Genomic DNA, 25,604 nt, shown 5'->3' with positions numbered 1-25,604 from the left:
CGCCAAGCCCGCCGCCGCGCCGGCCCTCGGCGCGGGCACCATCCTCAGCGACCTGATCGGGCTTGCCAACCGGCCGTCGCCCCCGGCCGAAACCCAGCCCGCCGGCTCCGATGCCGCGCCGAAACCCGCCAAGCCCGCCGCCCCGGGGGACCTGACCGATCTGCTGCTTGGAAAGGCGCAGGAATATCTCAAGACGCCCCAGGGCAACGCGGTGGTGACCGCCGCCATGCTCGGCCTGACGAAGATCGTGGTCAATTCGGAAACCGGCCGCAAACTCGGCGCGTCCGCCATGAACAAGGGGACGGCCCTGTTCAACCGCTTCGTCAAGAAGCCCGATCCGGGACCGCTCCTGCTCGACGCGGCCGCCGCGCAGGAACCGCCCGCACTCGCCGCGCCCACGCCCGCCGATTCAGGCGAGACGGCCCTTCTGGTCATGCGCGCGATGATCGCCGCGGCCGCTTCCGACGGCCGTATCGACGATACCGAACGCGCGCGGATTCTCGGCGCGCTCAAGGCTGTGGGAGTCGATGGGGACGGCGCGCGTCTCATCGAGCACGAACTCGATCATCCGGCGACGGCAGCCGATCTCGCGGCCGCGGCGAAAACGCCCGAGATGGCCGTGCAGGCCTATACGGCGGCGCGCCGCATCATCACGCCGAATACCGTCGACGAGCGGGTGTTTCTGGCCCATCTCTCCGCGGCCCTGGGTCTTGCGCCGCATATTGTCGCTCACATCGACGCAGACGCCGCTGGACCGATCGAGCGCTGATTGCTGAACGCCGGCGCGTGTTCGCACTCGGCCGCTTCCAGCCGCAGCGAACGGGGGCGCAACGATCCGGTCGGGCCCGATCGCCTGAGGCTTGGCCGTAATGGCCTTGCCGCTCGCGGCCGTCCAATCCTCGGCTGGCCCGCAGATCATCGGCATGATATTCACCATCGCCTCGGCGGGTAGCCTGCTGACGCGCGTCTTAACCCGGCCACAACGGTTCGGCAGCACACTGCGTCGAGCGATTCGCTCTTTGCCTTGGCTGTCCCTCAATGCGGCGTACCGCACCCGGAAGGAGACCGATGACTGAAGCCCGCCGCCGTCTCGGCCTGCGCGACGTTTTCACGGACGGCCGCGTCGCCCTCATGCTGCCGCTCGGCTTCTCGTCCGGATTGCCGTTTCTTCTCGTGTTCAGCACCCTTTCGGCCTGGCTTCGCGAGGCCGGAATCTCGCGCACCGAAATCGGGATGCTGAGCTGGGTCGCGCTCGCCTATTCGCTGAAATTCCTCTGGGCGCCCATCGTCGACCGCTACGACGTGCCCGTGCTGGCACGGCTCCTCGGGAGGCGGCGCGGCTGGATGGTGCTTGCCCAGCTTGCCACCGCCCTCGGGCTTGTCGGCATCGCCATGAGCGACCCATCGACCCGTCTCGGCCTTACCATCGCGTCGGCGCTTCTGGTCGCATTCGCGTCGGCAACGCAGGACGTCGTCATCGACGGCTGGCGCATCGACGCCACCTCCACCGAACGTCAGGGCATGATGGCGGCAAGCTTGCAGCTGGGTTATCGCCTGTCCCTCATCTGCGCGGGCGCAGGCGCGCTCTACATGGCCGAGTTTGTGAGCTGGCGCAGCGCTTATCTCGCCATGGCGGCGCTCATGAGCGTGGGCCTCGTCGCGGCGCTCGCGGCGCCGCGGGTCGATCTGGTGCCAGCCGCCAAGCGACTGTCCTTCGGGGCCGCCATCCTCGAGCCGCTCACCGATCTCTTTCAGCGCAAGGGCATGATCCTGGTCCCGATCCTGCTGCTCGTCGCGTGTTTCCGCCTGCCGGATTTCGTCGCGGGCGTCATGGCCAATCCGCTCTACATCGATCTCGGGTTCTCCAAGGCCGACATCGCCAACGTGTCGAAGATCTACGGCGTGTGGATCGGCATCGCGGGGGCGTTCGCGGGCGGCATCGCGCTGACGCGGATCGGCCTGTGGTGGACGCTGCTGATCGGGGCCGTCATCGCCGCCTCATCGAACCTGATGTTCGCCTGGCTCGCCCATGAAGGCCACCGGCTCGACCTGCTCGTCCTGTCCATCAGCGTCGACAATTTCGCGTCCGGCTTCGCAGGCTCCGCGCTTGTTGCCTACATGTCGGGCCTCACCGCGCCGGGTTTTGCCGCCACCCAGTACGCGCTCTTGAGTTCGCTCTATGCACTGCCGGGAAAACTCATCGGCGGCACCTCGGGCGCGGTGGTCGATACCTGGGGCTATCCGGCCCTCTTCACCGGCACCGCCGCCATCGGTATTCCGCTGGTGATCCTGTGCTTCGTGGTGCGCCGTGACACGATGAAGGCCGAGCACGAGCGCGACGCGGCGGATGCGGCAGCGCCGGTGGAAGCGCCTTCGCGGGCTTGAGGTCTACACCCAGCCGCCATCTACCAGGTAGCTCTGCGCCGTGATGGCGCTTGCATCGTCGGATGCGAGAAACAGCGCCATCTTCGCCACATCCTCCGGCACCAGACGGCGCTTGATGCATTGGCGCTTCATCAATTCCGCCTCGCCTTCCGGCGTGAGCCAGAGGTCGATCTGGCGCTGGGTCATGATCCAGCCCGGGATGATGCAATTGGCGCGGATGTCGCGCGGTCCGAGTTCGCGCGCCAGCGCGCGGGTCAGGCCGACGACCGCCGATTTCGCGGTCTTGTACGCCGCAAACGAATCGTCGCTCACGAGATAGCTCGTCGACCCCATATTGATCACCGATCCGCCGCCGGCCTTGTCCATGTCGGGCAGGACGGCCTGCGTTGCGAAGAACTGATGATCGAGATTGGTGGCGAAGCGTTCGCGCCAATATTCCGGCGTGACCTCCTCGATCGTGTGCCGGTCGTCGCGGGCGGCGTTGTTGACGAGGATCGTGACCGGACCGAGCGCGTCGCTCACGCGGCGAATGGCGGCCTGGAGCGCGGGAATGTCGCGCACGTCGGCATGTTCGAAATGCACGCCCGTGCCGAGCCGGCCCGCAAGCGCCGCGCCCGCCGCCGCGTTGTAATCGAGAATGCCGATTTTGCAGCCCTGCTGGTGGAACGCCTCGGCGATGCTCTCGCCGATTCCGCTGGCGCCGCCTGTGATCAACACCGTCTTGCCCTTGAGTGAGCCGTAGATCGTCTGTGTCATGGTCGTGGCTTTCTTCCCGCGGTCAGCTCGCGCCGGGGCCCGGCGTCGCGCCGGCAGGACATTTGCCCAGGATGATCATGCCGAGCACCTCGTCCTGCGTCACGTCGTCGACATTGGCGGTGCCCACGAGCTTGCCGTTCTTCATCACGCTGACGCGATCCGCAAGGCCGAACACGTCGTGAATGTCGTGGCTGATGAGGAAGATGCCGATGCCTTCCCGTTTCAGTTGCAGCACGAGGTCGGCCACCTGCTGGGTTTCCTGCGGACCGAGCGCCGCCGTGGGCTCGTCCATGATCAGCACCCGCGCGTTGAAATAAATCGCGCGTGCGATCGCCACCGATTGGCGCTGGCCGCCGGAGAGCGCCTTCACGGGTTCCTTGAAGCGGCGGAAATGCGGGTTGAGCCGCGCCATCACCTTGCGGGTCTCGGATTCCATGGTGGCGTCGTCGAGGGTGCCGTAGGACGTGAGCACCTCGCGTCCGAGGAAGATGTTGCCGGCCGCATCGATATTATCGGCCAGCGCCAGCGTCTGGTAGATGGTCTCGATGCCATAGCGTTTTGCATCGCGCGGAGTGGAAATATCGGCGCGCTCGCCGTTCACGTAGATTTCGCCGCCATCGGGTTTGTAGGCGCCCGACAGGATCTTGATGAGGGTTGATTTCCCGGCGCCGTTATGGCCGAGCAGGCCCACGACTTCGCCGGGACGCAGGTCCACCGACACGTCATCCACCGCCTTGATGCCGCCGAACGCGATGGAGATGTCGCGCATCTCGATGAGCGGCGTTGCCTGGCTCGTCTGCATGACATTCTCCCTCACTTGATGCGGCGGCGGTAGAGGCTGTCGAGCCACACGGCCAACACCAGCACGGCGCCGACCACGATGTTCTGCAGCGGCGTGTCGACACCCAGCAGCACCATGCCGGATTGCAGCGATTGCATCACCAGCGCGCCGAGCACCGCGCCCGCGATGGTGCCGAGGCCGCCGCCAAGCGATGTGCCGCCGATGACGGCCGCCGCGATGACATACAATTCATCGAGCGCACCCGCCGAATTGGTGGCGGCGTTCAGCCGCGCGGTGGAAATGCAGGCCGAGATGCCGCACAGGACGCCCATCAGGCCGAACACCTTCATGATCGTCCAGCGGGTGTTGATGCCTGAGAGTTCGGCCGCTTCCGGATTTCCGCCGATGGCAAAGATGTAGCGACCGAGGCGCAGGCGCCTGGCAAGGAACGTCATGAGCAGCGCCACCACCACGGCGATCACCACCGGCAAGGCGACGCCGTGCGGAATGAACAACCCGCCCTCGGGCCACGCAATGCCGCGTTCCTCGGCAAAGCGGCGCGCGATGCCGGCGGGAAGCGGATACGCATTGGCGATGGCGGCCGCGGCGATCACGGCGCCGCAGGCGAAGGCCGCGATGACGGCGTCGGCCCAGCGCGGCCGCAGCGGAAAACCGAAGCGGATGCGGCGACGGCGCGCGAGGCCGAGTCCGACGATGATCAGCCCGCACGCGATGGCGGCGAGAATCCAGGTGGCGTTCGCGCCCAGCGCCCCTTCGACGCCGCCGCCGAAGGCCTTGAAGCGCGTATCCATGGGCGCCACCGTCTGGCCGGCGGTCACCCACCAGGCAGCCCCGCGCCAGACCAGAAGGCCGCCGAGGGTCACGATGAAGGAGGGGATCGTCAGATAGGCGATCATCCAGCCCTGGAACAAGCCGATCGCTCCCCCGACGGCGATCGCCATCAGGATGGCGAGGGGTGCGGTGAGCCAATGCTCGAAACCGAGAAGACCCGGCAGCAGCCGCACCTGCAGGACGCCGATGAGCATGCCGACGACGCCCAGAATCGCGCCCACCGACAAGTCGATGTTTCGGGTGACGATCACCAGCACCATGCCGGTCGACATAATGGCGATGGAGGCAGTCTGGACCGAGAGGTTCCAGAGATTACGCGGGGTGAGGAAGACGCCGCCGGACAGGATGTCGAATCCGATCCAGATCACCGCGAGAGCACCCAGCATCCCGAGCATCCGGACGTCGATCTCGAGCCGCGACAGGAGCGAGCCTTCGCTCGCGCTGGGCGATGTCGTGGTGACATTCTGCAGAGTGGGCGCGGTCATGGCATGACATCCTGCGATCGGGAGTCAGGTGCGGGCGACAAGGCGGCGATAGCCGCATGATAGCGCATCGGCAGGTCTCTGACCGCCTTGTCGTCGCGAGCGATAGCGCGAAGCCTAATTGCAGGCCTTCACGGAACCGGCCTTCACGCCCTGGCACACCACGTCCTTGGTCACCCAGCCGGCGTCGATCACCACATTGAGATTGTCCTTGGTGATCGGCACGGGCTTGAGGAAGATCGCCGTCATGGCCTGCTTCTTGGGTCCGAGATTCCACGCCATCGCGCCCTTGATCTCGGTGAGTTTCTTGCCGCCTGCGAGCTGCACCGCGATGTCAGCGGCGGTGCTGCCGAGTTCGCGGGCGTCCTTGAACACCGAGACGGTCTGCGTGCCGAGCGCGACCCGGTTCAGCGCGGCCTTGTCAGCATCCTGTCCAGACACCGGAACCGAACCGGCAAGACCCTGCGCGGCAAGCGCCGCGATGGCGCCGCCGGCCGTGCCGTCATTGGCGGCGATGACCGCGTCGACCTTGTTGTTGTTCTTGGTCAGGAACTGCTCCATGTTCCGCTGCGCGTTGGCCGGCAGCCAGCCATCCGTATAAGCCTCGCCCACATTCTTGATCTTGCCGGCATCGATGGCGGGTTTCAGGATCTCCATCGAACCCTGGAACAGGAAATTCGCGTTGGGATCGGAGCCCGAACCCTTGATGAACACGTAATTGCCTTCCGGCTTCACCTTGAAGACCTCGCGCGCTTCCATGCGGCCGACCTCGACATTGTCGAAGGTGAGATAGAAGACCTGCGGGTTCTCGATGAGGCGGTCGTAGCCCACGACCGCGATGCCCTCAGCCACGGCCTTGTCGACGGCGGGCCGCACGGCCTCCGAATCCTGCGCCAGTACGATCAGCGCCTTGGCGCCGCGGGCGATCAGGCTTTCGATGTCGGTCAGCTGCTTGGCGGGGGAGGATTGCGCGTCGGCCGATACATAGGTGCCGCCGGCCTTCTCCACCGCCGCCTTGATGGCGGCCTCATCGGTCTTCCAGCGCTCTTCCTGGAAATTCGACCAGCTGACCCCGATCACCGGGCCTTTGCCTTGAGCCAGAGCGCCCGACGCCGACAGGGCGAGCGCCGCGATACCGATGAACGCATGCTTCTTGGACAACATGGCTTCCTCCTTGGGCGACGCTACCCTTGCGCGAGGCCCTTATGGGTCGTGGCACGCTGTCCTCTCGATGGGACGCATAGGCTCTCGGCATGCCATCGTGTTTGTTCGAGCAGAGAAATAATTATCCGGCCGAAAGGGTTCTTCAAGCAGCAAAGCTCTCATCATTTGGTAGAAGCTTGACATTTTGGATGTTGTTTTTTTCAGGCGTCGAATAAAAAGACTCTCATGTGTTCCATGGCGCTCACTCCTCGCGAAACGGCAAGACGGCGGCTTCTCGATTGCCTCCGGCGGGAGGGTCCGCTCGCGCGGGTGGAGATCGGCCAGCAGCTGGGCATGAGCCCCGCGAGCGTCTCCGACCTGACCGCCGGCCTTCTCGACGAGGGCGTGCTGGTGAGTGACGAGGCGGGAGATTCCGTCCCGGGCCTGATCCGCGGCCGCCCCAAGGTCCGCCTGTCGTTTGCGCCCGATCTCGGCTCGGTCGTGGGCGTCTGGACCGGGTATAACCGGATCGAGCTGCGACTGGTGGACAGCGCCGGGCGCAACCGCGCGAGCCGTCATGTGGAACGCCCCTTGCGCAATCTCGAGGCCGAAGCGCTGCTGGACGTGTTGGCCGACACCATCACGGCTTTCGCCCGCGACAATGCCGCCGACGACGTCAAGGCGGTAGGCCTCGCCTGCCAAGGCTACGTGGACACGCGGGACGGGGTGGTGGCCTGGAGCCCGGTGCTCGGAACCCGCGACCTCCCGCTGGCGGCGGGCCTCCACCAGCGCCTCGGCAAGCCGGTGCTGATCGAGAACGACGCCAGCGCCATGGCGTTCGCCATCGCCCAGCGCGATCCTGCTTTGCGCTCCGGGCGCACCGCCTGCCTAATGATCGGCGACGGCGTTGGCCTGGGGTTTCTGGTGCAGGGCGAGCTCTATCGGGGTGCGCGCTCCGGCGGCAGTGAGTTCGGGCATGTGCGCCTGAGGCGCAGCGGCCCGCAATGCCGCTGCGGCGGGCGCGGCTGCATCGAGGCGTTCCTGGCCGATTATGCGCTCCACCGGGACGCGCAGCTCATCGACCACCGTCCCGCGCCGACGGTGCTCATCCCCAGCGAGGACGCGATGGAATCCATCGTCGCGCAGGCACGGGCCGGCGATACGGCGCTCTTGAACCTGTTCCGGGAGGCCGGCGAGGTGCTGGGCGACGCGGCCGGCATTCTGGTCCAGACCCTGGAGCCCGATCATATCGTCATTTGCGGCCCCGGCACCCGGGCCATGGATCTGCTCCGCCCGTCCTTCGAGGCCGCGCTCGAATCGCAGACCATCCCGGAATTGCGGGCGCTCGCCACCATCCACGTGGTGAAATCCTCCATGGATATCCTCACGGACGGCGTGGTGATTCAGGCGCTCAGGGAACTGGACCTGGATCTGGCGCGATTGAAGGCCGCCTGATACGGCACGCCATAGCCATCAGGGCTTTAAGACATTATCTGTTGGTGACATTTTCCTCACGATCGAGACCCATGGCTTCATCCCGTCCCGTCGCTGCCGGCGACCACGTTTTCCTGGTCGACGGCTCCTCCTTCATCTTCCGGGCCTACTTCCAGTCCATGAACCAGGATTCGAAGTACAACAGCCGGACGTCGGACGGCATGCCGACCGGCGCGGTGCGCCTGTTCGTCACCAAGCTGCTGCAATTCATCCGCGAGGGCGCGGCGGGGCTGAAACCGACCCATCTGGCGATCGTGCTCGACAAGTCCGAGGGCTCCTTCCGCAAGGAACTCTATGAGGATTACAAGGGCCATCGGCCCGATCCGCCAAGCGACCTCGTGGTGCAGATGCCGCTCATGCGCGAGGCGATCCGCGCCTTCGGGCTGGAGCCGATCGAGCAGGCCCGCTTCGAGGCCGACGATCTCATCGCCACCTACACGCAGCAGGCCAAGGCGCGCGGCGCCAATGTGCTGATCATCTCGTCCGACAAGGACCTGATGCAGCTCGTCGGGCCGCTGGTGTGCTTCTACGATTTCGAATCGGGCGCCAAGGGCAAGCCCGGCTATCGGCCCGAGCGCAACCTCGACGAAGCAGCCGTCATGGAAAAGTGGGAGGGGCTGCCGCCCGGCAAGATCGGCGACATGCTGGCCCTCATGGGCGATGCGTCCGACAACGTGCCCGGCGTGCCCGGGATCGGGCTCAAGACCGCGGCCCAATTGATCAAGGAATTCGGCGACCTCGAATCGCTGCTCGCCCGCGCGGATGAGATCAAGCAGCCCAAGCGCCGCGAGGCGCTGATCGCCCATGCGGACATGGCGCGGCTGTCGAAAAAGCTCGTCACGCTCGATTGCGAGGCGCCACTGCCCGTGCCGCTCGATGCGCTGCCCGTGCCCGATCTCGATGCAAAGTCGTTGATCGCCTTCCTGAAGGCGATGGAATTCAACACCATCACGCGCCGGGTCGCCGAACTCTATGAGGCCGACATCGCGCGGATCGAGCCGGACCCGCGGTTGATGCCGGGCGGCGAGGCGATCCGCTGGGAGCGTCCTGGCGGGCCGGAGGCGACTGCCGGCGGCGCGGAAGTCCCGGCCGGGGCCGCGATTTCACCGGATGGGTCGGTCGGCACCCCCGCGCAGCTCGCAGCGCAGCGCGCCACGCACGCGACCTCGCTCGCCTTCGATACCACCGCCTACGAGACCATCACGGATATCGGGGTCTTGAAAACCTGGGTCGCGAGCGCGCGGGAGCAGGGTTATGTGGCGCTCGATACCGAGACCGGCGATGGCGATCCGAACCTGTCGGATCTCCTTGGAATCGCGTTGGCGCTGGAGCCCGGCAAGGCCGCCTATGTGCCGCTTCAGCACCGCGGGGATTCGGACCTGTTCGGCGGTGGCAGGGTGCCGGGGCAGATCCCGATTGCCGATGCGCTCGCGGCGCTCAAGCCGATGCTCGAGGACCCCGCGGTGCTCAAGATCGGCCAGAACATCAAGTACGACTGGGTGATTCTCTCCCGCAACGGCATCGACATGAGGCCGTTCGACGACACGATGCTGCTCTCTTATGTGCTCGATGCCGGCAAGGGGCCGCACAGCCTGGAAGAATTGTCGAAGCGCCATCTCGGTCACACACCCATGACCTTCGGGGAAGTCGCGGGTACGGGCAAGAGCAAGGTGCCGTTCGAGCGCGTCGAGCTCGACAAGGCGACGGCCTATGCGGCCGAGGACGCGGATATCGCGCTGCGTCTGTGGCAGGTTCTGAAAGCCCGACTTCCCGCCGAGGGGCTCGCCACCGTGTACGAGACGCTGGAGCGTCCGCTGATCGACGTGATCGGCCGCATGGAGATGCGCGGCATCTCGGTCGACCGGCAGATTCTCAGCCGCCTCTCGGGCGATTTCGCCCAGTCGCTGGCGCGGCTCGAGGACGAGATTCAGGAGATCGCGGGAGAAAAGTTCAATCTCGGGTCGCCGAAGCAGATCGGCGACATCCTGTTCGGCAAGATGGGATTGCCGGGGGCAAAGAAAACGCCGTCGGGCCAATGGGCCACGCCCGCGACCCTGCTGGACGAGCTGGCGCAGGCCGGGCATCTGCTGCCCGAGAAGATTCTCGAATGGCGGCAGCTCTCGAAGCTGAAATCGACCTACACCGACTCGCTGCAGCAGCACATGCATCCGCAGACCAAACGGGTGCACACATCCTACGCGCTCGCCGCGACCACGACGGGCCGTCTCTCGTCCTCCGAGCCGAACCTGCAGAACATCCCGGTCCGCACGGAAGCGGGCCGCAAGATCCGGCGCGCCTTCGTGGCCCCGGAGGGCTCGAAGATCATCTCGGCGGATTACAGCCAGATCGAGTTGCGCATTCTCGCGCATATCGCGGACATTCCGCAATTGCAGGAAGCGTTCGCGCAGGGGATCGACATTCATGCGGCGACCGCATCGGCGATGTTCGGTGTGCCCCTCGACCAGATGAATCCCGACCTGCGCCGCCAGGCCAAGACGATCAATTTCGGCATCATCTACGGCATCTCGGCCTTCGGGCTGGCGCAGCGCCTCAGCATCCCGCACGGCGAGGCGGCAGCCTTCATCAAGCAATATTTCGAGCGCTTCCCCGGCATCCGCGCGTACATGGACGACATCAAGAAGGCGGCGCGGGAAAATGGCTACGTCACCACCCTGTTCGGCCGCGTCTGCCATTATCCRCAGATCAAGTCCGGCAACCCGAACGAGCGCGCCGGCGTCGAGCGGCAGGCCATCAATGCGCCGATCCAGGGCACGGCCGCCGACATCATCCGGCGCGCCATGGTGCGCATGGAAGGCGCCCTGAAGGCTGAGCGCCTGTCGGCCCGCATGCTGCTGCAGGTCCACGACGAATTGGTGTTCGAGGCGCCCGACGAAGAGGTCGCGGCAACGCTGCCGGTGATCGCACGGGTGATGACCGACGCGCCGTTCCCGGCCGTGACCTTGAAGGTGCCGCTCGGCGTCGATGCCCGCGCGGCGCAGAACTGGGACGAGGCGCATTAAGAGGCGGTGCCGAAACATCGAACCGGCCTGCATGTCCTGGCGTTCTGCCATCATTCGGGGAGTTGTCGATGCCCTACGAACTCTACTACTGGCCAACCATCCAGGGTCGTGGCGAATTCGTCCGTCTGGCGCTTGAGGAAGCCGGCGCCGAATATGTGGATGTGGCGCGCGGGGCCGGYGGCACGCGGACGCTGATGCGGCTGATGAGAGATGCCGAGACGCCGCCCTTCGCACCACCCTTCCTGCGATCGGGCGATCGTCTCATCGGCCAGACCGCCGCGATCCTGCTCTATCTCGGCGCGCAGCACGGGCTCGCGCCCAAGGACCCGGCCGGCGGGTTGTGGACGCATCAGATCCAGCTCACCATCGCGGATCTGGTGAACGAGGCGCACGATACCCACCACCCGGTCGGCATGGGCCTCTATTATGAGGACCAGAAGGACGAGGCGCTGCGTCGCGCCGGAGAGTTCCGCGAAAGCCGGATTCCGAAGTTCTTGACTTGGCTGGAGGATATTCTGGACCGCAATCCGGACGGCAGCGACTATCTGGTCGGCGCGACTCTGACTTACGTGGACTTGTCGCTGTTTCAGGTCGTCGAGGGCCTGACCTACGCGTTCCCGAAGGCAACGGGGTCCGCAATCCGGAAGACGCCGTTGGTGGCCGCCCTCCACGGAACGGTCGCGAAACGTCCCCGGATCAAGGCCTATCTCGAAAGCGACAGGCGCATCCCGTTCAACGAGGAAGGGATCTTCCGGCGCTATCCGGAACTCGACGGGTGAGGGGCCTCGTCATTCCGCGCCCCGGAATGACGGGCGGGTTTTACGCAGCCAATTGCGCCATGGCCTCGTTGAGGCACTGAACCCTCGTTTCGCTGCCGGCCCGCGCGATGAGGCTGCAACCCTTGGGCACCTCGCGCCAGCCGCGCGTCTTGTCGTCGATGGGCTCCGAGACGACCAGCAAATTGCCCCCGACCTCGCGGAAATAGAGTGTGGGCGGATGGCCGTCGCAGGACCAGCGATAGGCCCAGAGGTTCTCGCCGTCGGTAATCGCGGCGGTGAATTTCAGCGCGTCGGTGATCCCGGCCTCGACCATCAGGCCACGGACCTGTTTCAGCGTCCGCGCCATGGCGTCGACCGGGTCATCGCCGAGGCCGTTGGCGATGGCGAGCAGGAAGATGGCTTCCGAATCCGTCGTGCCGTGGCGGGTCTCGTAGAGATCGTCGGGGATCAGCGCCTCGATCCGGCGCTTGATCCGCGAATAGCCGCCGATCTGGCCGTTATGCATGAAGAGGTGCCGGCCATGCGCGAAGGGATGGCAATTGGCCCGGGTGGTGGCGGTGCCGGTGGAGGCGCGCACATGGGCGAAGAACAGGCCGGAACGGACCTGATCGCAGAGAGAACGCAGGTTCTCGTCCGACCAGGCGGGACGAACCTCGCGATAGGTGCCGGGGACGGGACGCTCGCCATACCAGCCGATGCCGAAGCCGTCGCCGTTGGTCTCGGTCTTGGCCTCCGCCGCGTGGAGCGATTGATGCACCAGCGAATGCGAGGGCGCGCAGACAAGGTCGGTGAGGAAGATCGGCTCTCCCCGATAGGCGAGAAAGCGACACATTGGACGACGGCCCCCAAAAGCGCGCTAAAACGGCGCGACACGGCTTTGTAACCCTGTTGTATCCTGTGCCGATCATACTGAACAGCGGGTTAAGACTGGCGCCGAACGGTGCGAAGCGCGACGGCAGGCTGCCCGCCGTTGCGGCCCCGCCGGCCTTCGCCTAAAACCGTCCCACACACGACAAGGCCGGCCAACCGGCATCGACGGGGGACTTCATGCCGCGACACGCCACCTCTCCTCTGCTGCGGGGCCTCGCCTTTGCGGCCGCCTTCGCGATCCTGCCCCAACCGGCCATGGCGGCGGAGGTCGACGGCGCGTCGCTGAGTGTCCTCTGGGCGCTGCCCTTCGCGGGCATCCTCCTGTCGATCGCGCTGTTTCCTCTCGTGGCCCCCCATGCGTGGGAGCATCATCAGGGCAAGATCGCAGCCTTGTGGGCGTTGCTCGTCCTCATTCCCATGGCGCTCCTCATCGGGCCCGCCACGGCCCTGCAGGCCCTCGCCCACACCGCACTTCTCGAATACATCCCGTTCATCCTCCTGCTCCTGGCGCTGTTCTCAGTGGCGGGCGGCATCCTCATCCGCGGCAACATTCATGGGGCTCCGGTCGCCAACACGATCCTGCTGGGGATCGGCACCGTCTTGGCGAGCCTGATCGGCACCACCGGCGCCTCCATGGTGATGATCCGGCCGGTCATGCGCGCCAACGACAACCGGCAGCACAACGTTCACGTGGTGGTGTTCTTCATCTTCCTCGTGTCGAATATCGGCGGCTCCCTGACGCCGCTCGGCGATCCGCCGCTCTTCCTCGGCTTCCTGCGAGGCGTCGACTTTTTCTGGACGACGCAGAACCTGTGGCGCGAGACCCTGTTCGTCAGCACCATCCTGCTCGTGCTTTTCTTCATCCTCGATTGGGCGATCTACAGGAAGGAAGGCGTCATTAGAGCCGATCCGACGCCGGACCAGCCGGTGCGCCTCGTGGGGGGCATCAACTTCCTGCTGCTGGCGATCATCATCGGGGCGATTCTCATGAGCGCTACGGTCGATCTCGGACGCATTGTGGTGCTCGGCAGCGAAATCGAATTCGCCAATGCGCTGCGCGATCTCATCATGGTGGCGGTCGCCGTCACGTCGCTGGCGCTGACCCCGAAGGACAACCGCGCAGAGAACGGTTTCTCGTGGGGCCCCATGCAGGAGGTGGCGAAGCTCTTCGCGGGCATCTTCATCACCATCATCCCGGTCCTGGCCATGCTGAAAGCAGGCTCGCAGGGGGCCTTCGCGCCGCTCGTGGCGCTCGTCTCGAACGCCGACGGCAGCGCCAACAACGCGGCGTATTTCTGGCTCACCGGCGGCTTGTCGTCGTTCCTCGACAATGCGCCGACCTATCTGGTGTTCTTCGAGCTGGCGGGCGGCGACGCGCAGCAGCTCATGACCACGGGCGCGCTCACGCTGGCGGCGATCTCGGCCGGCGCGGTGTTCATGGGGGCGAATTCTTATATCGGCAACGCGCCCAATTTCATGGTCTACGCCATTGCCCGCGACGGCGGCGTCAGGATGCCGAGCTTCTTCGGCTACCTGATGTGGTCGTGCACGATCCTGCTGCCGGTCTTCCTCCTCACGACGCTGGTGTTCTTCTAGCGCCGCTGCGGCGCTGGCAGCGCGGGCAGAAAAAGGTCGAGCGGCCCGATTGAACGAGACGCCGGACAACTCCCGTGCAGGCGSGCGTCAGGCAAGGCTCGCCTTCCCGGTCGTAGACCCGGAAACGGTGCTGGAAATAGCCGAGCGTTCCATCGACCTGAGCGTGGTCGCGCAAGGTCGATCCGCCCGCCACGACCGCCTCGTTGAGGACATCGCGGATGACGTCGGCGAGGCGATGGGCCTTTTCGGTCGGCCGCCCCCTCACGGTGACCAGCGAGCCCGCCGCCGCTTCCGGATGCAGGCCGGCGCGGAACAGGGCCTCCGACACATAGATGTTGCCGAGCCCGGCGATCAGGCTCTGGTCGAGGAGGGCCGCCTTCAACGGCGTGCGCTTGCCGGCAAACAGGCGCGCGATGGTCTCGCCCGACAATTCGTTGCCCAGCGGCTCGATGCCCATGCCGGCAAAATGGCGGCTGGTCTCGATCTCCGCGCGGGGCACCAGATCCATGAAGCCGAAGCGGCGCGCATCGTTGTAGGTCACCGTGGCGCCGTTCGAAAAGCCGAACGCCACGTGGTCGTGGGCGCCGTGCGCCTGATCGAAATGGAATTCGCCCGGCCTGATTTCCGTGCCGTTCATCGCCACCAGGAAGCGGCCCGACATGCCGAGATGCATCACCAGCACCTCGCCGGAAGAGAGATCCGCCAGGAGATATTTGGCCCGCCGCCCGAGCGCCGTCACCTGCCTGCCCGTGAGGCGCTCGGCGAAATGGTCCGGAAACGGGAACCTGAGGTCGGGGCGGCGCAGGAGGACCTCAGTGAAGCGCGCACCCACCATGGCAGGTTCGAGGCCCCTTCGGACGGTTTCGACTTCGGGAAGCTCTGGCATCAACCATCTCTGCTGTTCGGGAGGGCCTTCACATAGCGTTTCGAACGCGCTTCCGCTATGGATCGCCTTCAGCATACAGGTGAGGCGTGACGACCATGACCGACGAAAAGACCCATTTCGGGTTCCAGTCCGTGCCGCTCGACGAGAAGCAGCGCAAGGTCAACGAGGTCTTCCACTCGGTCGCCGGCCGCTACGACCTGATGAACGATCTCATGTCGGCGGGGCTTCACCGCCTCTGGAAAAGCACCCTCGTGACGACGCTCCGGCCGCCCCGCGACCGGCCATTTCGCCACCTCGACGTGGCGGGCGGCACCGGCGACGTGGCGTTCCGCATCCTCGAGGCCGGCGGGCCGCAAACCCGCGTGACCGTCCTCGACATCAACGGCGACATGCTGAAGGTCGGGCGGGAACGGGCGGGGAGCCGCCACGGCGACCGCATCGATTTCGTCGAAGCCAACGCCGAAGAGCTTCCCCTCGAGTCGAAATCCTTCGACGCCTATACGATCGCCTTCGGTATCCGGAACGTGCCGCGCATCGATGCGGCCTTACGCGAGGCCTATCGGGTCCTTAAGCCGGGCGGCCGGTTCCTCTGCCTCGAATTCTCAAAGGTGGACGTGCCCCTGCTCGACACGATCTACGACGCCTATTCGTTCAACGTGATCCCGAAGCTCGGCCAGATGGTCACGGGGGACGCGGAATCCTACCAATATCTCGTGGAATCGATCCGGCGCTTCCCGCCCCCCGCCGCCTTCGCGCGGATGATCGAGGAGGCGGGCTTCAAGCGCGTCACCCACAGGCCCCTGACGGCGGGTGTCGTCAACATCCATTCCGGCTGGAAGATCTGACGTGATCGGCAGCCTCTTTCACCTCGCCCGCAACGCCCATGCGGGTTTCGTGCTGGCCCGCGAGGGCGCGCTGGCGCTCATCGACCCGAGCGCATTGCCGCCATCGGCGCGCTTGGGTTTGCGTCTCGCCCGAACCATCGAGCGGCGCAGCGCCGGCGACAGCGCCTCCCGCCTGTCGGCGGCCCTGACCCGGCTCGGCCCTTCCTACGTGAAGTTCGGCCAGTTCCTCGCGACCCGTCCGGACATCGTCGGCGCCGCCGCGGCGCGCGATCTCGAACGGTTGCAGGACCGGATGCCGCCCTTTCCCCGCGCCGAGGCGGTCCGCATGGTGGAAATCGCGCTCGGGCGTCCCATAGACGAACTCTTTGTCGAATTCAGCGAGCCGATCGCCGCCGCCTCCATCGCGCAGGTGCACAAGGCCCAGATCCGCACGTCCGAGGGCGACCTGACGGTGGCGGTGAAGGTGGTGCGTCCCGGCGTGCGCGAAGGCTTTGCGCGGGACCTGCAATCGATGCGCGCCGCCGCCCGCCTGTTCGAGCGATGGGTGCCGGATGCCCGCCGCCTGAAACCGGTGGAGATCGTGGATGCGCTGGCGCGTTCGGTCTCGGTCGAGATGGATCTGCGCCTGGAAGCGGCCGCCGTCTCCGAACTGGGCGAGAACACCCGCGACGATCCGGATTTCCGCGTTCCCAAGCCCGAATGGGACCTCACCGCGAGGGACGTCCTCACCATCACCTGGATCGACGGCATCCGCCTCAACGACGTGGCGGCCATCGAGGCGGCGGGTCTCGACCGGGTGGCGTTGGCCCGCACGGTCATCCAGTCGTTCCTGCGCCACGCCATCCGCGACGGCTTCTTTCACGCCGACATGCATCCCGGCAACCTGTTCGTGGACGAGCAGGGCCGGCTGGTGGCGGTCGATTTCGGCATCATGGGGCGGCTCGGCATGAAGGAGCGGCGGTTTCTCGCCGAGATCCTTCTGGGCTTCATCCAGCGCGATTACCTGCGCGTGGCGCGGGTGCATTTCGAGGCCGGCTACGTGCCGCCGCATCACTCCGTGGAGGATTTCGCCCAGGCGATCCGCGCCATCGGCGAGCCGATCCACGATCGCCGCGCCGACGAGATCTCCATGGCGAAGCTGCTGACGCTTCTGTTCGAGATCACGTCCCTGTTCGACATGGCGACCCGCATCGAACTCGTCATGCTGCAGAAGACCATGGTGGTGGTCGAGGGCGTGGCGCGCAATCTCGATCCCCGCCTCGACATGTGGACCACGTCCGAACCCGTGGTTCGCGAATGGATGGCGCGCCAGCTCGGGCCCGTCGGCCGCATCGAGGAGGCCGGCACCGGTCTGTGGACGCTCGCCGGCCTTGCCTCGGATCTCCCCGACATGGCGCTGCGGGCAAAGCGCATCCTTGGCCGCGTGGAAGACATGACCGCGGACGGCATGGCGCTGCATCGCGACAGCGTCTCGGCGATCGGTCGGGCCGAGGCCCGCGGCAACCGCTGGAGCACGGCGGCCTTGTGGATCATCGCCCTGTCGCTGATGATCATGGCGTTCGGAGGCTTCTAGACGATGGCGCTGTCGGGCAAACGCATCCTCCTCGTCATCGGCGGGGGAATCGCCGCGTACAAATCCCTCGACCTGATCCGCCGCCTGCGGGAGCGCGGCGCCTCGGTGCGGTGCATCCTGACCGCCGGAGCGCAGGAATTCGTCACGCCGCTCGCCGCTTCCGCGCTTTCCGGCCAGCGCACCCATACGGATCTGTTCGATCGCGAGGACGAGGCCGATATCGGCCATATCCGTCTTGCGCGGGATGCCGACCTGATCGTCGTCGCGCCCGCCACCGCCAACCTGATGGCCCGAATGGCGGGCGGCCACGCGGACGATCTCGCCTCCACGGTGCTCCTCGCCACGACGCTGCCGATCCTGATCGCGCCCGCCATGAACGTTCGCATGTGGCAGCACCCGGCGACGCGGCGCAATCTCGAGACCCTGCTGGACGACGGCGTCCACACGGTCGGCCCCAATGAGGGGGCGATGGCGGAGGCCGAGTTCGGGCCGGGCCGCATGGCGGAGCCCCTCGAAATCGCCGCCGCGGTGGAGCGGCTGCTGGCCGCGAGCGGGCCCCTGAAAGGCCGGCACGTGCTCATCACCTCGGGGCCGACCCACGAGCCCATCGACCCGGTTCGCTACATCGCCAACCGGTCGTCGGGCAAGCAAGGCCATGCCATTGCGCGGGCGGCGGCGGCGGCGGGGGCCGAGGTCACGCTCATCTCGGGACCGGTCAGCCTGGCCGATCCTCCGGGCGTGTTGACGGTGCATGTGGAAAGCGCCCGCGACATGCTGGCGGCCGTCGACAACGCGTTGCCGGCCGATATCGGGATCTTCGCCGCCGCGGTGGCGGATTGGCGGGTCGCCCATGCGGACACGCAGAAGATCAAGAAGACCGGCCGCGAAATGCCGGAACTTTCGCTGGCGGAAAATCCCGACATCCTCGCCACCATCGCGCACCGCAAGACAGGACGGCCCGAACTGGTCGTCGGCTTCGCGGCCGAGACCCAGAACGTGCTTGAGAACGCCAAGGCGAAACTCGCCCGCAAGGGCTGCGATCTCATCGTCGCCAACGACGTGTCGCCGGAAAGCGGCGTCATGGGCGGCGACCGCAACACCGTGCATCTCGTGAGCGCGACCGGCGTCGAGACCTGGCCGACCCTGTCGAAGGCGGACGTCGCCGACAGGCTCGTGGCGCATCTCGCCCGCATGATCGCCGAAAAGCCATGACCGCAACGCTTCGCATCCAGCGCCTCGCCCACGCGCAAGACCTGCCGTTGCCCCGCTACGAGAGCGCGGGCGCCGCCGGCATGGACCTTTGCGCCGCCAATGTTGACCCGGTCGTCCTGCCGCCTCTCGGCCGCGCGCTGGTACCGACGGGCCTCGTGCTTCAGCTGGATCAAGGGTTCGAGGCGCAGGTCCGTCCGCGCTCCGGCCTCGCCCTCAAGCACGGCATCACGGTCCTGAACACACCTGGCACCGTCGACGCGGATTATCGCGGCGAGGTAAAAGTCATCCTGGTCAATCTCGGATCGGAGCCCTTCACGGTCACGCGGGGCATGCGGATTGCCCAGATGGTGGTGGCGCCCGTCACCCAGGTCGGCATCGCGGCCGTGGAGAGCGTGGACGAGACCCCTCGGGGCGGCAACGGTTTCGGCTCGACGGGTCTTTCGCGGAACCCCGCATGAACCTCCTGTCGCGCCGCTCGCTTCTTGCCATCGCGGCGGTGACCGACATCGCGCTTCATGCCCGCCCCTCACCGGTTTCCGCGAAGGCCCTCGCGGCCCGGCACAATCTGCCTCCGAGGCAACTGGAACCCATCCTGCAGGCACTGGTGCGGCATGCCATCCTCAAAGGGGTGAGGGGCCCGCGAGGCGGCTACGAACTCGCCCGCGAGCGCCGCCGCATCACCGCCGGCGACATCGTGCGGATCGCCATGTCGGCGGAGGGCGAGGAACTCGCGACCCTTCCGAATTCGGCCCTTGTCGAGCGTGTGGTGGGGCCCCTGGTGGCGCGCGGGACGGCGGCGTTCCTGAGCGAACTCGATGGTGTTACGCTGGACGACCTCTGTGCCCGGGCGCAGGCGACAGGCGCAGCGCAGGGACGATCCGACGGCGATTTCACAATATGATATGTGATTTAACCTAATTATCGACAATCTGCGGGATAACGAATAAAAGCAATCCGGCACATCAAGGAGAGACGGAAATGGCTGACACCGCTTCGAAACCCGGCCGAGGCCGGATCTACCGCTCCATCACCGACACGATCGGCAATACGCCTCTCGTCCGTCTCAACCGGCTGCCGAAGGAATATGGGGTCGACGCCGAAATCCTGGTGAAGCTGGAATTCTTCAACCCCATCTCCAGTGTGAAGGACCGCATCGGCGTCAACATGATCGACGCGATGGAAGCCTCCGGAATCATCAAGCCCGGCGCGACACTGATCGAGCCGACCTCCGGCAATACCGGCATCGCGCTCGCCTTCGTGGCCGCGGCGCGGGGCTACCGGCTGATCCTCGTGATGCCCGAGACCATGTCGATCGAACGCCGCAAGATGCTGGCCTTCCTCGGTGCCGAACTCGAACTCACGCCCGGCCCGATGGGCATGAAGGGCGCCATCGCGCGGGCCGAGGAACTCTTGAAGGCAATCCCCCATTCGGTGATGCCGCAGCAATTCACCAATCCGGCCAATCCGGAAATCCATCGCCGCACGACCGCGGAGGAGATCTGGAACGACACCGACGGGAAGCTCGATGCGTTCGTCGCCGGCGTCGGCACCGGCGGCACGATCACGGGCGTCGGCCAGGTGCTGAAGCCGCGTCTTCCGAACCTCAAGATCTTCGCGGTGGAACCTGAGGATTCGCCCGTCCTGTCCGGCGGCCAGCCCGGCCCGCACAAGATCCAGGGCATCGGCGCTGGCTTCGTGCCGGAGGTCCTCGACCGCTCCGTGATCGACGGCGTCGTGACGGTAGGCAACCAGACCTCGTTCGATGTCTCGCGCAAGCTCGCAAAGCTCGAAGGCATTCCCGGCGGCATCTCCACCGGCGCCAACGTGGCGGCGGCGCTCGAAATCGCCGGACGCCCGGAATTCAAGGGAAAGCGCATCGTCACCGTCGCGCCGTCCTTCGCCGAGCGCTACATTACGAGCGCGCTTTTCGAAGGCCTTTGAGGACATTATAGAGAGAGAAGTGTCTGCTCGTAGCTCCCCCTTCTCCGTCTACTCCGCCGTCATGGCCGGGCTTGACCCGGCTATCCACGACTTTCGCGGCGGTGCCAGCAAAGGCGTGGGTACGCGGGTCAAGCCCGCGCATGACGAGGGCAGCGATTGCGCTCCCTCGGCCCGAGCTTGACCAGAACTTCCTGAGCGCCGCCGGGTTCTCTTCCGGACAGGTTCAAGGAGTTTTTCGGAATGGCTGACAAGAGCGTTTCCCCGCCCCGGCGCGAGGCCCCCATTTCCCGCGCCGACCCGGCTCCCGCGCGCGAGGGCGCTGAGGCCAACGCCACCATGCGGCGGGTCTGGGACGAACCGGGCGGCGAGGCCTATGCGTTCCGTCAGGCCATTTCGGGCAGCAACCGGGACGAGGACCATTCGGAACTCACCGCGGCCGAAACCCCCGAGACCACACGCCATCTCAGTGACGCGAGCCTCTCGGCCAAAGATCTGGAGGCTCTGCGCGGCCCTTCCAAGGAGAAGCCGCATGGCACCGACAAGTGAGAAGAAGCCCGGCGAGGCTCCCGGCCCCGACGAGACGAAGAAGCAGGAGGAGCGCGCCGCCCCGGCTGCCGCGAGGCAACCGGCCGCGGGGCCTCACGCCAAGCCCGAACTGACCAACCCCGACGCAACCCCCGGCACCGGCGCCTTGTCGGAAGAAGGGGACCAGGACGGAACGAGTTCGACGACAGGCTAGCGCCCCAGATACAAAAAAGGCCGCCCCGGGGCGGCCTTTTTTGTTCTCGTCGGCCGTTTAAGCGACGGCGCTTTCCTTGCCCGAGCGCTCGGCGCGCTTGCGCTCGTTCGGGTCGAGCACCGTCTTGCGGATGCGGATGGATTTCGGCGTCACCTCGACGAGCTCGTCCTCCTGGATCCACGCCAGCGATTTCTCCAGCGTCATGCGAATCGGCGGCGTGAGGCGCACGGCCTCGTCCTTCGAAGTGGTGCGGATGTTGGTGAGCTTCTTGCCCTTGAGCACGTTCACCTCGAGATCGTTCTCGCGGTTATGCTCGCCGACGATCATGCCCTGATAGACCTTCCAGCCCGGCTCGATCATCATCGGACCGCGATCTTCCAGGTTCCACAGTGCGTAGGCCACCGCCTCGCCGCTGTCGTTGGAGATCAACACGCCGTTGCGGCGGCCGGCAATGTCGCCCTTGAAGGGTTCGTAGGCGTGGAACAGCCGGTTCATGATGGCGGTGCCGCGCGTGTCGGTCATGAGCTCGCCCTGATAGCCGATGAGGCCGCGGGTGGGAGCGTAGAACACCAGTCGCTGGCGGTTGCCGCCGGACGGACGCATCTCGATCATGTCGGCGCGGCGCTCGGACATCTTCTGGACGACGACGCCCGAATATTCCTCGTCCACGTCGATGACGACTTCCTCGATGGGCTCCAGCAGCTCGCCGGTGGCCTCGTCCTTGGTGAACACCACACGGGGGCGGGACACCGCAAGCTCGAAGCCCTCGCGACGCATGGTCTCGATCAGGATCGCGAGCTGCAATTCGCCACGGCCCGAGACGAAGAACGAATCCTTGTCGGCCGCCTCCTCGATCTTCAGCGTGACGTTGCCTTCGCCTTCCTTGAACAGGCGATCGCGGATCATCCGGCTCGTGACCTTGTCGCCCTCGGTGCCGGCAAGGGGCGAATCGTTGACGAGGAACGACATGGTGACGGTCGGGGGATCGATCGGCTGGGCCTGGATCGGGATGTCGTTCTCGGGCGCGCAGAAGGTATCGGCCACCGAACCCTTCACGAGGCCCGCGATGGACACGATGTCGCCCGCCTCGCCGAGCTCGATGGGCTGGCGTTCGAGGCCGCGGAACGCCAGGATCTTGGACACGCGGCCGGACTCGACGAGTTTGCCTTCGCGGTCGATGACCTTGATGGTCTGGTTGGGCTTCACCGAGCCAGACGAGATGCGGCCGGTGACGATGCGGCCGAGGAAGGGGTTGGCCTCGAGAAGCGTGCCGAGCATCCGGAACGGACCTTCCTCGACCTTGGCTGGCGGCACGTGCTTGAGCACGAGGTCGAACAGCGGGCCGAGGCCCTGATCGCTCGGCCCTTCGGGGGCATTGGCCATCCAGCCGTTGCGGCCCGAACCGTAGAGGATCGGGAAATCGAGCTGCTCGTCGGTGGCGTCGAGCGCCGCGAAAAGGTCGAACACCTCGTTGACGACTTCGATGTGGCGGGCGTCCGGCCGGTCGATCTTGTTGATGGCGACGATGGGCTTCAGGCCGATCTTGAGAGCTTTCGACACCACGAACTTGGTCTGCGGCATCGGGCCCTCAGCGGCGTCCACGAGCACGATCGCGCCGTCCACCATGCTCAGGATACGCTCCACCTCGCCGCCGAAATCGGCGTGGCCGGGGGTGTCCACGATGTTGATGCGCGTATCCTTCCAGACGACCGAGGTCGCCTTCGCCAGGATGGTGATGCCGCGCTCCTTCTCGAGGTCGTTCGAATCCATCGCGCGCTCTTCCACGCGCTGGTTTTCGCGGAAGCTTCCCGATTGCTGGAGGAGCTTGTCGACGAGGGTGGTTTTGCCGTGGTCGACGTGGGCGATAATGGCGATGTTGCGCAGCTTCATGGGGAGGCTTTCAGGGCTTTCAATGCAAAACGGCCCGGTTCGCGGTGGATAATCCCCCGCGCCCCTGGCTCGAACCGGGCGGAAATCTGTTGCGTTGCAATATAGTGATGAGACAGCGGCCGCAATAGGGCGGGCCGCATTAATCCTTGGCGGCTCCCGCCAAGGTTCGCCCCGAGCGGAAGCGCCAATCCGGCCGCGCGCTGCGCACCATCATCATTTCGCCGATCGTCTCGGGGGTCAGCAATCCGACGAATTGCTGCTGGTCGTTGAGCACGAGGAGCGCGGGTTTCGACGCCTGGGTGAGGAGCGTGACGGCCGCGTCGAAGGGCTGCCAATCATGCGCCGTCGGCAGGTCGCGCACCATCACGTCGACGACAGGCGTCGCCCGGTCGCCCTGGCTCAACGCCACGATCAGCCCGTCGCGGGTAAGCAACCCCCGCGCCCGCCCCGCGCCGTCGACCACCGGAAATTCGCGCTGGGACGTCCGCAGCATGAGATCGACGGCGTCGTCGAGCGTCGAGGACGGCCCGAGGGCCTCGAGGGAACTCATCATGAAGGCCCTCACCGGCAACCCCTGCGTCCCATCACGCAACGCCACGTGCTGGGCCTCGGCGGTGGCCGCGAGGTAGATGAACAGGCCGATGACGATCAGCATCGGGTTCACGAACAGCCCCAACGCCGCGAACACGAAGGCGGTGCCCTGTCCGATCCGCGCGGCGATCCGCGTCGCCGCCACATGGTCCATCCGCATGGCGAGCAGCGCCCGCAATACGCGCCCGCCATCCATCGGAAAGGCCGGAATCAGGTTGAACACCACGAGGATCACGTTGGCGACCGCAAGCCGCGCCAGAAGGCCGATCTGCGGGTTTTCCAGATCCGTGAGGTCCGCCGCGCCAAGTCCTCCCAGCACGGCGATCAGGACGCCTGCGATCACGACGTTGACCGCCGGCCCGGCCACGGCCACCAGCAATTCCTCACGGGGCTTCTCGGGGATCCGCTCCAGGCTCGCGATGCCGCCGATGGGCCACAGGGTCACGTCGGGCGTGCGAATGCCGAACTTGCGCGCCGCCAGAATGTGCCCGAATTCATGCGCCACCACACAGGCAAACAGCAGCACGATGAACACCACCCCGTCGAAGGCCGCCTCCCGCCCGCCCTGCCGCCATTGCGCGGCGCCGATCCAGATCAGGAACAGCAGGAAGGTCACGTGAACGCGCACCACCGTCCCGGCAATGCGCGCGATGGGGATGGACCACAACATCGAGGCCTCCACGAAACGCAAGCCTTACCGTAGAAGCGTTGCGGCGGGACCGGAAGTCGCCGGGGCGGGTAATCTTGGCGCATGGCGCGGGCCGCGGTCGGCCGTCGCCACCAACCCCTGCGTCATGGCCGGGCTTGACCCGGCCACCCCCGGTTTTCTTGTCCTCCGTGCAGCAAGGCGTGGGTGCCCGGGTCAAGCCCGGGCATGRCGGCGGTGGGGTTGCCGCGCGAACAGCAAGTGCCTTCTCACGTGACTGCGGTTGAGAGTTACCCTACGTCGCTCCAGCTCTCCGTCATGGCCGGGCTTGACCCGGCCACCCACGGTTTTCTTCTCCGCCGTGGTCAAGGCGTGGGTGCCCGGGTCAAGCCCGGGCATGACGAGGTTGAACTCGCGGGGCATCTGCGAGGCGAGGCGCGATGACCCGATTGGAACATGTTGATTTGAAACCGGCGTGATGTATCGTCATTGTATATACAGCCGGCAGGACATTTGTATGATTGTTCACTTCGCAAAATGGGGCAATAGTGTTGCGTTGCGCATTCCGAACGCGTTTGCGCGCGAGATCAATGCCATGGAAGGCACCACAGCGGATCTGTCCATTGAGAACGGGAAGCTCGTCATTGCGCCGATCGGGGATCTGCCTGCCTACGATCTGGCGGACCTCCTGTCAGGGATGACCAACGAGAACTTGCATGGCGAGAGTGACACAGGTTTTGCGGTCGGCAACGAGTTCTGACACGACGGCCTATTGCCCCGATTCAGGCGATCTCATCTGGTTGAACTTCAACCCTCAGGCGGGCCGAGAGCAAAGCGGCAGACGCCCTGCGCTTGTTCTGTCACCCCGCGCCTACAATCAAATCTCGCGGCTTTGCGTGCTCTGTCCCGTCACCAACCAGGGGAAGGGATATCCCTTCGAGGTTCATATCCCGGATGGCAGCGGTGTCACCGGCTACGTGCTTTCGGACCAGATCAGAAGTCTGTCCTGGGCACACCGGGAGGCTGCCTTTATCGCGACTGTTCCTGACGCCGTGGTGTTGCACACAAAGGCGAAGATCAAGGCGTTGATGCAGCTGCCGTAACCGAGTCGAGGTTATGCGAC

General features: G+C 65.9%; 24 protein-coding genes. 16 read left to right on the top strand and 8 right to left on the bottom strand.

What is annotated here, in order from left to right:
* A partial coding sequence (locus tag AC1DVM_RS01965; RefSeq protein ID WP_477251568.1) for a tellurite resistance TerB family protein occupies window positions 1-769 on the top strand: 769 nt, incomplete at its 5' end.
* A gap of 299 nt (window positions 770-1,068) precedes the next feature.
* Entirely contained in the window at window positions 1,069-2,385 is a 1,317-nt protein-coding gene (locus AC1DVM_RS01960; RefSeq protein WP_477251567.1) for an AmpG family muropeptide MFS transporter, read from the top strand.
* Window positions 2,386-2,388: 3 nt separating this feature from the next.
* Here AC1DVM_RS01960 and AC1DVM_RS01955 read toward each other — a convergent pair whose 3' ends face one another.
* The 4 genes from AC1DVM_RS01955 to xylF form a co-directional block, all read right to left on the bottom strand.
* Entirely contained in the window at window positions 2,389-3,141 is a 753-nt protein-coding gene (locus AC1DVM_RS01955) for an SDR family NAD(P)-dependent oxidoreductase (protein WP_477251565.1), read from the bottom strand.
* Window positions 3,142-3,163: 22 nt separating this feature from the next.
* Window positions 3,164-3,943 (bottom strand): ATP-binding cassette domain-containing protein, encoded by a 780-nt coding sequence (locus AC1DVM_RS01950; RefSeq protein WP_477251564.1) that lies wholly within the window; start codon window positions 3,941-3,943, stop codon window positions 3,164-3,166.
* Between the two features lie 11 nt (window positions 3,944-3,954).
* Entirely contained in the window at window positions 3,955-5,259 is a 1,305-nt protein-coding gene (locus AC1DVM_RS01945; protein ID WP_477251562.1) for a sugar ABC transporter permease, read from the bottom strand.
* A gap of 114 nt (window positions 5,260-5,373) precedes the next feature.
* Window positions 5,374-6,420: a D-xylose ABC transporter substrate-binding protein gene (gene xylF, locus AC1DVM_RS01940; protein WP_477251560.1), complete on the bottom strand. Its 1,047-nt coding sequence runs from the start codon at window positions 6,418-6,420 to the stop codon at window positions 5,374-5,376.
* Window positions 6,421-6,645: 225 nt separating this feature from the next.
* Here xylF and AC1DVM_RS01935 point away from each other — a divergent pair, with 225 nt between their 5' ends.
* From AC1DVM_RS01935 to AC1DVM_RS01925, 3 genes are all read left to right on the top strand, one after another.
* On the top strand, window positions 6,646-7,854 hold the full coding sequence (locus AC1DVM_RS01935; RefSeq protein WP_477251559.1) for an ROK family protein: 1,209 nt from the start codon (window positions 6,646-6,648) through the stop codon (window positions 7,852-7,854).
* 71 nt (window positions 7,855-7,925) lie between these two features.
* Window positions 7,926-10,913 carry a DNA polymerase I gene (polA, locus tag AC1DVM_RS01930; protein ID WP_477251557.1) on the top strand — a complete coding sequence of 996 codons (2,988 nt, stop codon included), beginning with the start codon at window positions 7,926-7,928 and terminating at the stop codon, window positions 10,911-10,913.
* Window positions 10,914-10,981: 68 nt separating this feature from the next.
* Window positions 10,982-11,692 carry a glutathione S-transferase gene (locus AC1DVM_RS01925; RefSeq protein WP_477251556.1) on the top strand — a complete coding sequence of 237 codons (711 nt, stop codon included), beginning with the start codon at window positions 10,982-10,984 and terminating at the stop codon, window positions 11,690-11,692.
* A 40-nt stretch (window positions 11,693-11,732) separates the two neighbouring features.
* On the opposite strand, the gene AC1DVM_RS01920 is transcribed toward AC1DVM_RS01925, so the two are convergent.
* Window positions 11,733-12,524, bottom strand: coding sequence for a class II glutamine amidotransferase (locus tag AC1DVM_RS01920; RefSeq protein WP_477251554.1), 792 nt, complete (start codon window positions 12,522-12,524; stop codon window positions 11,733-11,735).
* Window positions 12,525-12,739: 215 nt separating this feature from the next.
* On the opposite strand from AC1DVM_RS01920, the gene AC1DVM_RS01915 reads away from it, so the two are divergent.
* Window positions 12,740-14,158 (top strand): sodium:proton antiporter, encoded by a 1,419-nt coding sequence (locus AC1DVM_RS01915; RefSeq protein WP_477251553.1) that lies wholly within the window; start codon window positions 12,740-12,742, stop codon window positions 14,156-14,158.
* On the opposite strand, the gene mutM is transcribed toward AC1DVM_RS01915, so the two are convergent.
* The gene (gene mutM, locus AC1DVM_RS01910; RefSeq protein ID WP_477251551.1) at window positions 14,136-15,044 is read right to left on the bottom strand and encodes a bifunctional DNA-formamidopyrimidine glycosylase/DNA-(apurinic or apyrimidinic site) lyase; all 909 of its coding nucleotides are present in this window, start codon (window positions 15,042-15,044) and stop codon (window positions 14,136-14,138) included. The two genes, AC1DVM_RS01915 and mutM, sit on opposite strands and share 23 nt — an antisense overlap.
* 95 nt (window positions 15,045-15,139) lie before the next feature.
* Here mutM and ubiE point away from each other — a divergent pair, with 95 nt between their 5' ends.
* The 8 genes from ubiE to AC1DVM_RS01870 all read left to right on the top strand — a co-directional run bounded on the left by ubiE (window position 15,140) and on the right by AC1DVM_RS01870 (window position 21,354).
* The gene (gene ubiE / locus AC1DVM_RS01905) at window positions 15,140-15,889 is read left to right on the top strand and encodes a bifunctional demethylmenaquinone methyltransferase/2-methoxy-6-polyprenyl-1,4-benzoquinol methylase UbiE (protein ID WP_477251549.1); all 750 of its coding nucleotides are present in this window, start codon (window positions 15,140-15,142) and stop codon (window positions 15,887-15,889) included.
* 1 nt (window position 15,890) lies between these two features.
* Window positions 15,891-17,462 carry a 2-polyprenylphenol 6-hydroxylase gene (gene ubiB, locus AC1DVM_RS01900; RefSeq protein WP_477251547.1) on the top strand — a complete coding sequence of 524 codons (1,572 nt, stop codon included), beginning with the start codon at window positions 15,891-15,893 and terminating at the stop codon, window positions 17,460-17,462.
* A gap of 3 nt (window positions 17,463-17,465) precedes the next feature.
* Entirely contained in the window at window positions 17,466-18,674 is a 1,209-nt protein-coding gene (gene coaBC, locus AC1DVM_RS01895; RefSeq protein WP_477251545.1) for a bifunctional phosphopantothenoylcysteine decarboxylase/phosphopantothenate--cysteine ligase CoaBC, read from the top strand.
* Window positions 18,671-19,132 carry a dUTP diphosphatase gene (dut, locus tag AC1DVM_RS01890; protein WP_477251543.1) on the top strand — a complete coding sequence of 154 codons (462 nt, stop codon included), beginning with the start codon at window positions 18,671-18,673 and terminating at the stop codon, window positions 19,130-19,132. Before coaBC ends, dut begins: the two co-directional genes overlap by 4 nt.
* On the top strand, window positions 19,129-19,575 hold the full coding sequence (locus AC1DVM_RS01885) for an RrF2 family transcriptional regulator (RefSeq protein ID WP_477251541.1): 447 nt from the start codon (window positions 19,129-19,131) through the stop codon (window positions 19,573-19,575). Before dut ends, AC1DVM_RS01885 begins: the two co-directional genes overlap by 4 nt.
* Before the next feature lie 77 nt (window positions 19,576-19,652).
* Window positions 19,653-20,615 carry a cysteine synthase A gene (gene cysK, locus AC1DVM_RS01880; RefSeq protein ID WP_477251540.1) on the top strand — a complete coding sequence of 321 codons (963 nt, stop codon included), beginning with the start codon at window positions 19,653-19,655 and terminating at the stop codon, window positions 20,613-20,615.
* Window positions 20,616-20,855: 240 nt separating this feature from the next.
* The gene (locus tag AC1DVM_RS01875) at window positions 20,856-21,161 is read left to right on the top strand and encodes a hypothetical protein (RefSeq protein WP_477251538.1); all 306 of its coding nucleotides are present in this window, start codon (window positions 20,856-20,858) and stop codon (window positions 21,159-21,161) included.
* Window positions 21,145-21,354 carry a hypothetical protein gene (locus tag AC1DVM_RS01870; RefSeq protein WP_477251536.1) on the top strand — a complete coding sequence of 70 codons (210 nt, stop codon included), beginning with the start codon at window positions 21,145-21,147 and terminating at the stop codon, window positions 21,352-21,354. The genes AC1DVM_RS01875 and AC1DVM_RS01870 overlap by 17 nt, the downstream gene beginning before the upstream one ends.
* A 57-nt stretch (window positions 21,355-21,411) precedes the next feature.
* On the opposite strand, the gene typA is transcribed toward AC1DVM_RS01870, so the two are convergent.
* Window positions 21,412-23,244 (bottom strand): translational GTPase TypA, encoded by a 1,833-nt coding sequence (typA, locus tag AC1DVM_RS01865; protein WP_477251534.1) that lies wholly within the window; start codon window positions 23,242-23,244, stop codon window positions 21,412-21,414.
* Window positions 23,245-23,383: 139 nt separating this feature from the next.
* Window positions 23,384-24,505: a site-2 protease family protein gene (locus AC1DVM_RS01860; RefSeq protein ID WP_477251532.1), complete on the bottom strand. Its 1,122-nt coding sequence runs from the start codon at window positions 24,503-24,505 to the stop codon at window positions 23,384-23,386.
* Between the two features lie 493 nt (window positions 24,506-24,998).
* On the opposite strand from AC1DVM_RS01860, the gene AC1DVM_RS01855 reads away from it, so the two are divergent.
* Entirely contained in the window at window positions 24,999-25,241 is a 243-nt protein-coding gene (locus AC1DVM_RS01855; protein ID WP_477251531.1) for an AbrB/MazE/SpoVT family DNA-binding domain-containing protein, read from the top strand.
* On the top strand, window positions 25,198-25,584 hold the full coding sequence (gene mazF, locus AC1DVM_RS01850) for an endoribonuclease MazF (RefSeq protein WP_477251529.1): 387 nt from the start codon (window positions 25,198-25,200) through the stop codon (window positions 25,582-25,584). Before AC1DVM_RS01855 ends, mazF begins: the two co-directional genes overlap by 44 nt.
* The last annotated feature ends 20 nt before the right edge of the window (window positions 25,585-25,604 follow it).

It is taken from the genome of Microvirga sp. P4_A5 (assembly GCF_056402495.1).
The sequence above is the reverse complement of the archived record's forward strand: the minus strand, read 5'-3'. Positions and strand labels throughout refer to the sequence as shown.

Coding starts and splice junctions, on each gene's coding strand:
- AC1DVM_RS01915 (WP_477251553.1), top strand. CDS start 12,740: ATGCCGCGACACGCCACCTCTCCTCTGCTGCGGGGCCTCGCCTTTGCG.
- AC1DVM_RS01955 (WP_477251565.1), bottom strand. CDS start 3,141: ATGACACAGACGATCTACGGCTCACTCAAGGGCAAGACGGTGTTGATC.
- AC1DVM_RS01885 (WP_477251541.1), top strand. CDS start 19,129: ATGAACCTCCTGTCGCGCCGCTCGCTTCTTGCCATCGCGGCGGTGACC.
- ubiE (WP_477251549.1), top strand. CDS start 15,140: ATGACCGACGAAAAGACCCATTTCGGGTTCCAGTCCGTGCCGCTCGAC.
- AC1DVM_RS01950 (WP_477251564.1), bottom strand. CDS start 3,943: ATGCAGACGAGCCAGGCAACGCCGCTCATCGAGATGCGCGACATCTCC.
- cysK (WP_477251540.1), top strand. CDS start 19,653: ATGGCTGACACCGCTTCGAAACCCGGCCGAGGCCGGATCTACCGCTCC.
- coaBC (WP_477251545.1), top strand. CDS start 17,466: ATGGCGCTGTCGGGCAAACGCATCCTCCTCGTCATCGGCGGGGGAATC.
- AC1DVM_RS01945 (WP_477251562.1), bottom strand. CDS start 5,259: ATGACCGCGCCCACTCTGCAGAATGTCACCACGACATCGCCCAGCGCG.
- dut (WP_477251543.1), top strand. CDS start 18,671: ATGACCGCAACGCTTCGCATCCAGCGCCTCGCCCACGCGCAAGACCTG.
- AC1DVM_RS01920 (WP_477251554.1), bottom strand. CDS start 12,524: ATGTGTCGCTTTCTCGCCTATCGGGGAGAGCCGATCTTCCTCACCGAC.
- AC1DVM_RS01935 (WP_477251559.1), top strand. CDS start 6,646: ATGTGTTCCATGGCGCTCACTCCTCGCGAAACGGCAAGACGGCGGCTT.
- AC1DVM_RS01855 (WP_477251531.1), top strand. CDS start 24,999: ATGATTGTTCACTTCGCAAAATGGGGCAATAGTGTTGCGTTGCGCATT.
- AC1DVM_RS01870 (WP_477251536.1), top strand. CDS start 21,145: ATGGCACCGACAAGTGAGAAGAAGCCCGGCGAGGCTCCCGGCCCCGAC.
- mazF (WP_477251529.1), top strand. CDS start 25,198: ATGGCGAGAGTGACACAGGTTTTGCGGTCGGCAACGAGTTCTGACACG.
- xylF (WP_477251560.1), bottom strand. CDS start 6,420: ATGTTGTCCAAGAAGCATGCGTTCATCGGTATCGCGGCGCTCGCCCTG.
- AC1DVM_RS01860 (WP_477251532.1), bottom strand. CDS start 24,505: ATGTTGTGGTCCATCCCCATCGCGCGCATTGCCGGGACGGTGGTGCGC.
- AC1DVM_RS01960 (WP_477251567.1), top strand. CDS start 1,069: ATGACTGAAGCCCGCCGCCGTCTCGGCCTGCGCGACGTTTTCACGGAC.
- typA (WP_477251534.1), bottom strand. CDS start 23,244: ATGAAGCTGCGCAACATCGCCATTATCGCCCACGTCGACCACGGCAAA.
- AC1DVM_RS01875 (WP_477251538.1), top strand. CDS start 20,856: ATGGCTGACAAGAGCGTTTCCCCGCCCCGGCGCGAGGCCCCCATTTCC.